Source organism: Mycobacterium sp. (assembly GCF_036273375.1).
Classification (GTDB): Bacteria; Actinomycetota; Actinomycetes; order Mycobacteriales; family Mycobacteriaceae; genus Mycobacterium.
Window position 1 is genome coordinate 21,445 of record NZ_DASUHS010000276.1, and the last position, 6,718, is coordinate 28,162.

7 protein-coding genes are annotated in these 6,718 nt (G+C 67.5%); 6 read left to right on the forward strand and 1 reads right to left on the reverse strand.

Annotated features, from left to right (window positions below; all coding sequences use genetic code 11):
- Window positions 1-38 precede the first annotated feature (38 nt).
- From VFW69_RS24520 to VFW69_RS24535, 4 genes are all read left to right on the forward strand, one after another.
- Window positions 39-788: a histidine phosphatase family protein gene (locus VFW69_RS24520; RefSeq protein ID WP_526505539.1), complete on the forward strand. Its 750-nt coding sequence runs from the start codon at window positions 39-41 to the stop codon at window positions 786-788.
- 62 nt (window positions 789-850) lie between these two features.
- The gene (locus VFW69_RS24525; protein ID WP_526505541.1) at window positions 851-1,438 is read left to right on the forward strand and encodes an Rv2134c family protein; all 588 of its coding nucleotides are present in this window, start codon (window positions 851-853) and stop codon (window positions 1,436-1,438) included.
- Entirely contained in the window at window positions 1,422-2,237 is an 816-nt protein-coding gene (locus VFW69_RS24530; protein ID WP_526505543.1) for an Rv2133c family protein, read from the forward strand. Before VFW69_RS24525 ends, VFW69_RS24530 begins: the two co-directional genes overlap by 17 nt.
- A 66-nt stretch (window positions 2,238-2,303) precedes the next feature.
- Window positions 2,304-3,095 (forward strand): 3'(2'),5'-bisphosphate nucleotidase CysQ, encoded by a 792-nt coding sequence (locus VFW69_RS24535; protein WP_526505545.1) that lies wholly within the window; start codon window positions 2,304-2,306, stop codon window positions 3,093-3,095.
- A gap of 13 nt (window positions 3,096-3,108) precedes the next feature.
- Here the strand turns inward: VFW69_RS24535 and VFW69_RS24540 are convergent, their stop codons facing one another.
- Window positions 3,109-4,665 carry an aldehyde dehydrogenase family protein gene (locus VFW69_RS24540; RefSeq protein WP_526505547.1) on the reverse strand — a complete coding sequence of 519 codons (1,557 nt, stop codon included), beginning with the start codon at window positions 4,663-4,665 and terminating at the stop codon, window positions 3,109-3,111.
- Between the two features lie 216 nt (window positions 4,666-4,881).
- Here VFW69_RS24540 and mshC point away from each other — a divergent pair, with 216 nt between their 5' ends.
- Window positions 4,882-6,117 carry a cysteine--1-D-myo-inosityl 2-amino-2-deoxy-alpha-D-glucopyranoside ligase gene (mshC, locus tag VFW69_RS24545; RefSeq protein ID WP_526505549.1) on the forward strand — a complete coding sequence of 412 codons (1,236 nt, stop codon included), beginning with the start codon at window positions 4,882-4,884 and terminating at the stop codon, window positions 6,115-6,117.
- Window positions 6,118-6,149: 32 nt separating this feature from the next.
- Window positions 6,150-6,718 (forward strand): SDR family oxidoreductase (locus VFW69_RS24550; RefSeq protein WP_526505551.1); only part of this gene is annotated, 569 nt, incomplete at its 3' end.

A 6,718-nucleotide genomic window follows, 5' to 3' on the forward strand; every position in this document is an offset into this window, starting at 1 on the left:
AGTCACGGACCCGTCCACCGGGTACCGTCGTGGTCGATATGACCGTCATCCTGTTACGGCACGGCCGCTCGAGTTCGAACACGGCGGGCGTTCTCGCCGGTCGCTCCGAGGGCGTCGACCTCGATGACAAGGGCCGGGAACAAGCCGACGGCCTGATCGATCGGATCGGTGATCTGCCGATCCGGGAGCTGGTCAGTTCGCCGCTGCTGCGCTGCCGTCGCACCCTCGAGCCCTTGGCCGACGCGCTATGCCTGACACCGCTCGTCGACGATCGGCTTGCCGAGGTGGAGTACGGGGAATGGACGGGCCGCAAACTCGGCGACTTGGTCAGCGAGCCGTTGTGGAGGGTCGTTCAGGCCCATCCCAGCGCGGCGGTGTTCCCCGGCGGCGAGGGGCTGGCTCAGGTGCAGGCGCGCGCGGTGTTCGCCGTGCGCGAGCACGATCGCCGGCTGGCCGCCGAGCACGGCGGCGATGTGCTGTGGGTCGCTTGCACTCACGGTGATGTCATCAAGGCGGTCATCGCCGATGCGTACGGCATCCACCTGGACGGCTTCCAGCGCGTCACCGCCGACCCGGCGTCGGTGAGTGTGATCCGTTACACCGAGCTGCGCCCGTTTGTGTTGCACGTCAACCACACCGGTGCGCGATTGTCCGCCGCCCTGCGGGCCGGCCCGCCGGCGAAGGACGCGACGAACCCCGAGACCGACCCCAAGTCCAACGGAGAGTCGCAGGAATCGGCCGCGGCGGTGCCGTCCAGCGACGCGGTGGTCGGCGGTTCCACCGATTAATTCGGCGGCTACCTCCATCGGATCGCACGGCGACGGCAACTGCCGGTATTTTGGGAAGTGCCATGGCCCGCGAAATTCATGTCTTCCGCACACCCGACCGCTTCGTGGCCGGGACCGTCGGCCAGCCCGGAAATCGCACGTTCTACATCCAGGCTGTGCACGACGCCCGAGTGGTGTCGGTGATATTGGAGAAACAGCAGGTGGCGGTGCTCTCCGAGCGCATCGGTGCGCTGCTGCTCGAGGTGAACCGCAGGTTCGGCACGCCCGTTCCGCCCGAGCCCGCCGAGATCGAGGACCTCGATCCGTTGGTCACCCCCGTGGACGCCGAGTTCCGGGTAGGAACCATGGGCCTGGGCTGGGATTCGGAGGCCCAGACGGTGGTGGTCGAGCTGCTGGCCGTAACCGACGCCGAGTTCGACGCGTCGGTGGTGCTCGACGACACCGAAGAGGGTCCCGACGCGGTGCGGGTGTTTTTGACGCCGGAGTCGGCGCGCCAATTCGCCACCCGCTCCAATCGCGTCATCTCCGCGGGGCGTCCGCCGTGTCCGTTGTGCGATGAACCGTTGGACCCGGAAGGCCATATCTGCGCACGCGCCAACGGATATCGGCGCAGTGCGCTGCTCGGGCCTGACGATGACCCCGAGGTCTGACGACCGTGAGGTGTTGCGCGACGGCGAGCTGACGGTTATCGGACGGATTCGCTCGGCCAGCAACGGCACCTTCTTGTGCGAATCGACGCTTGGCGAGTCCAGCGTGCACTGCGTCTACAAGCCCGTCGCCGGCGAGGCGCCGCTGTGGGATTTCCCGGACGGGACGCTGGCCGGCCGCGAACGGGCCGCGTATCTGGTTTCCGCGAAATTAGGCTGGAACATCGTGCCCTACACGATCATTCGGCACGGGCCGGCCGGTCCGGGCATGTTGCAGCGGTGGGTGCAGCAACCCGGCGACGCGGTGGACAGCGAGCCGCGGCCGGGGCCGGATCTGGTCGACCTGTTTCCCGCCGGCGCCAGGCAGCCGGGCTACCTGCCAGTGCTGCGCGCCCTCGACTACGCCGGCGACGAGGTCGTCCTGATGCACGCCGACGACATTCGCCTGTGGCGGATGGCGGTGTTCGACGTGTTGATCAACAACGCCGACCGCAAGGGCGGCCACGTGCTGCGCGACCTCGACGGCCACATCTTCGGGGTCGACCACGGCGTGTGCCTGCACGTCGAGGACAAACTGCGCACGGTGCTGTGGGGATGGGCCGGCAAGCCGATCGACGACCACACTCTGGAAGCCGTCGCCGGCCTCGTCGATGCGCTCGACGATCAGTTCGGCGTCGAACTGGCCGAGCAGATCACCCGGGGCGAGATCGCCGCGCTGCGCCTGCGCGCGCACGCGCTGCTGGACAATCCGGTGATGCCCGGACCCAACCGGCATCGCCCCATCCCATGGCCGGCTTTCTAGCGGTGACAGCAAGCGCGGCGCCGCCATCGGTGAAGGCCGGGCTTCGCCTTCGGCGATACTGAAGCGGTGAGCAACCGCGCGGACGATCCGGCAGACGTGTCCGATGCCGCTTTGGCCGCCGATCTCGCCGCCGACGCGGGGGAGTTGTTGCTCAAAGTCCGCGACGAAGTCGGCTTCGGGTATCCCTGGGCGCTGGGCGATGCGGGCGACAGCCTGGCGAACGCACTGATCCTGAGGCGCCTGACCGAGGAACGGCCTGGCGATGCGGTGCTCAGCGAGGAGGCGTACGACGATCTATCCCGGGTCAAGCACGACCGCGTGTGGATCATCGACCCACTGGACGGCACACGGGAGTTCTCCACGCCCGGCCGCGACGACTGGGCGGTGCACATCGCGTTGTGGCAACGCCCCAACGACGGCGAGCGCGAAATCACCGACGCGGCGGTGTCGTTGCCGGCCCGCGGGAACATCGTCTATCGCAGCGACACCGTGACCGCCGACGCCGCGCGCGTCGGCGTCACCGACACCATCCGCATTGCCGTCAGCGCCACCCGTCCTCCTGCGGTGCTGCACCGGATGCGGCAGACACTGCCCATCCAGCCTGTCGCGATCGGCTCGGCCGGTGCCAAGGCGATGGCAATCATCGACGGGGATGTCGACGCCTATGTGCACGCGGGCGGGCAGTGGGAGTGGGATTCGGCGGCCCCGGCCGGGGTGGTGATGGCCGCCGGCATGCACGCGTCGCGGCTCGACGGATCGCCGATGCGTTACAACCAACTCGACCCGTATCTGCCCGACTTCGTGATGTGTCGCGCCGAGCTGGCGCCGATCCTGCTCGGTGCCATCCGCGGCGGGTAACGCCGATGGGCCCTTACCGGCCCAATCGACGCCGCCAGTCTTTCGCCGAAAGCATCCGGACCATGTTTTCGACGAGGCTCCCCTTCTTGCGGCTGTACGGGTACCAGAGCAACTCCTTTTTCATCGCGACCCGGTCGGCGACGATGGCCTTCTGGCGGCAGTATTTGCGGATGCCGTCGGCGCCACCGGAGCGGGAACCGATGCCCGATTCCTTCCAGCCCACCATCGGAAGCCCGAACTGCAGCAGGCTGGTGATGACGTTGTTGATGTTGACGCTGCCCGTATTCATCTGTCGCGCAACGGACATCGCCTTGTCTTTGTCCCGCGTCCACACGCTGCCGGACAGGCCCAAGTTGGAGTCATTGGCCCGCTCGACGGCCTCGGCGACGTCGCGCACCTTCATGACCGGCAGCGTCGGGCCAAACGTCTCTTCTCGCATGCAATCCATGTCGTGATTCACGTCGACCAGCACGGTCGGCTCGTAGAACAGGCCGCCGTCACTCGCGTCGCCCGCCTTCCCGCCGACAAGCACTTTGGCGCCCTTGTTCACGGCGTCGTCGACATGACGGGTCACGATCGCGAGTTGCTGCGCGGTGGTCATCGACCCAACCTCGCAGGAGTAGTCGTGTCCCGAGTCCATGCCGTTGCGCAGCGCAGATGTCTTGGCTACCAACTTGTTTACGAACTCGTCGTAGACCGGCTCCTCGACATAGACTCGCTCCACCGAGATGCATACCTGCCCGGTGTACACGAACCCGCCCCACACCGCGCCGTCGACGGCGCGGTCGATGTCGGCGTCGGCGCACACGATCATCGCGTCCTTGCCGCCCAGCTCCAGGCTGCAGGGGATCAGCCGCTCGGCCGCCGCCACGGCGATGCGTCGCCCGGTGTTGACCGAGCCGGTGAACATCACGTAGTCGACCGTATTGACCAGTGCCGCACCGGTTTCGCCGTAACCGAACACCACGTCCAGCACATCCGGGGCGCCGATCTGCTTCCAGCCCTCGACCGCCACCCGCCACGCCAGCGGAGTGAACTCCGAGGGCTTGGACAGCACGGCGCAGCCGGCCATCAGTGCCGCGGGAATATCGAGCAATGGCACCGACAGTGGTCCGTTCCACGGGGTAATGACCCCGACGAGTGGATAGGGCTGGTAGGCCAGGGTCAGCTTCTTGCCGGCGTTGGCGGCGCCGTAGGGGCGCACGGCCTGGTCGGCCAGGAATTCGGCGGCGTTGTCGATCCAATAGTTGATGATCTGTAGCGCCGCGATCTCCACACCGGTGTCGCCCCAGGACTTGCCCGTTTCGAGTTGCAGCGGCGTCAGCAGCTCGTCGCGGTGGTCCAGCATCCAGTCGCGCCAATTGCCCAGCCACCGCGCGCGGCCGTCGACGCTCATTTGCTGCCATAACGGCTGGGCCTTGCGCAGCCGGGCGGCCACGGCCTCGACTTCGGCGGCCGTCGATACGGGGACGCTGCCGACGATCTGTGCCGTCGCCGGGCATCTGACCACGACTTCTTGCTGTGCGGCCGCTCCTGCGGTGTCTGGTCGGTCAGTTGTATGAGTCGACATCACAACCACCTCGCTCGTCGACGTTGAGCGGATTTGCCCGATACCGGATTCAGCAAACCACAAATCGCGCGGTGGCGACATAGGTGGCGGTATAGCTCGTGGGCGTGCGGCGGCGGGTGACTCGGCCGCGCTTCGAAGCCGCACCCGAGTTGATTGCGCGTCTCCTTCTCAGCCCGCCGCGCGGGCTGCATCGTCGGCGCGCATAGGCTGATTGCCATGCAGTCGTGGTCTTCCCCACAGGTTCCCGTGTTGTCGGGACGCGGTCCGGAGCTTCGGCTGTATGACACGTCTGACCAGCAGGTGCGTCCCGTGGCGGCCGGCTCGACCGCCACGATGTATGTCTGCGGCATCACGCCGTACGACGCGACCCACCTGGGGCACGCGGCAACCTATTTGGCGTTCGATCTGATCTACCGGCAATGGCTGGATCTCGGTCACGACGTTCACTACGTGCAGAACGTCACCGACGTCGACGATCCGCTGTTGGAGCGCGCCGAGCGCGACGGCATCGACTGGCGTGACCTGGCCGAGCGTGAGGTGTCGCTGTACCGCGAAGACATGGCGGCGCTGCGCATCCTGGCGCCCCGCGAATACGTCGGGGCGACCGAGGCGATCGCCGAGGTCGTCGAACTCGTCGAGAAGATGCTGGCGTCGGGCGCGGCCTACGTCGTCGACGGCGAATACCCGGACATCTACTACCGGGCCGACGCCACGCCGCAGTTCGGCTACGAATCCGGCTATGACCGCGACACCATGCTGCGACTGTTCTCCGAGCGCGGCGGCGACCCGCAACGGCCCGGCAAGACCGATGAGCTCGACGCCCTGCTGTGGCGGGCTGCGCGGCCCGGGGAGCCCAGCTGGCCCTCACCGTTCGGTCCCGGCCGTCCGGGCTGGCATGTCGAATGCGCGGCGATCGCGCTCAGCCGCATCGGCAGCGGTTTGGACATTCAGGGCGGGGGCAGCGACCTGATCTTCCCGCATCACGAATTCACCGCCGCCCACGCCGAATGTGTCCGCGGCGTGCGGAGATTCGCGCGCCATTACGTGCACGCCGGGATGATCGGCTGGGACGGGCACAAGATGTCCAAGAGCCGCGGCAACCTGGTGCTGGTGTCGCAGCTGCGTGCCCGGGGTGTCGAGCCGGCGGCCATCCGGCTGGGGCTGCTGGCCGGCCACTACCGCGGGGACCGGTACTGGAGCGACCAGGGGCTCGAGGAAGCCATCGCCCGGTTGCGGCGCTGGCGCGACGCGGCCGCGCTGCCGGCGGGTCCGGACTCCGCCGACGTGATCGCGCGGGTGCGCCAATACCTGGCCGATGACCTGAACACCCCCAAAGCGCTTGCTGCACTTGATGGTTGGACTACGGATGCGCTGGAATACGGCGGCCACGACGACGAGGCGCCCAAGCTGGTGAAGACAGCCATCGACGCGCTACTGGGAGTGGCCGTCTAGCCGAAGTCGCCCGCACCGGTACGTTGGCGAACATGAGATGGTTGCGGGGCAAAGTCGTCTTCATTACCGGCGGCGCCCGGGGCATTGGGGCGGAGACCGCTCGCCGGCTGCACGCCAAGGGCGCCAAGCTTGTGCTGACCGATCTCAACGAAGCCGACCTGAAGTCGCTTGCCGCCGAACTCGGCGAAGAACGGGTGCTGACGGCGGTCGCCGATGTCCGCGATCTGTTCGCGATGGAAGCCGCCGCCGCGCGCGCCGTCGAACGATTCGGCGGCATCGACGTGGTGCTGGCCAACGCCGGCATCATGAGTTATGGGTCTGTGGCCCAAGTCGACCCCGACGCATTCAGACGGGTGCTCGACATCAACGTCCTCGGCGTCTTTCACACCGTCCGCGCCACGCTGCCCGCGTTGATCGAGCGCCGCGGCTACGTGCTCATCGTCTCGTCGCTGGCCGCGTACACGGCCGCTCCCGGGCTGGCGCCGTACAACGCGTCAAAAGCAGGCGTGGAAATGCTGGCCAATTCGCTCCGGCTGGAAGTGGCCAACCGCGGCGTCCGCGTCGGCTCGGCGCACATGTCCTGGATCGACACCGCGCTGGT

Coding starts and splice junctions, on each gene's coding strand:
- VFW69_RS24520 (WP_526505539.1), top strand. CDS start 39: ATGACCGTCATCCTGTTACGGCACGGCCGCTCGAGTTCGAACACGGCG.
- VFW69_RS24525 (WP_526505541.1), top strand. CDS start 851: ATGGCCCGCGAAATTCATGTCTTCCGCACACCCGACCGCTTCGTGGCC.
- VFW69_RS24530 (WP_526505543.1), top strand. CDS start 1,422: ATGACCCCGAGGTCTGACGACCGTGAGGTGTTGCGCGACGGCGAGCTG.
- VFW69_RS24540 (WP_526505547.1), bottom strand. CDS start 4,665: ATGTCGACTCATACAACTGACCGACCAGACACCGCAGGAGCGGCCGCA.
- mshC (WP_526505549.1), top strand. CDS start 4,882: ATGCAGTCGTGGTCTTCCCCACAGGTTCCCGTGTTGTCGGGACGCGGT.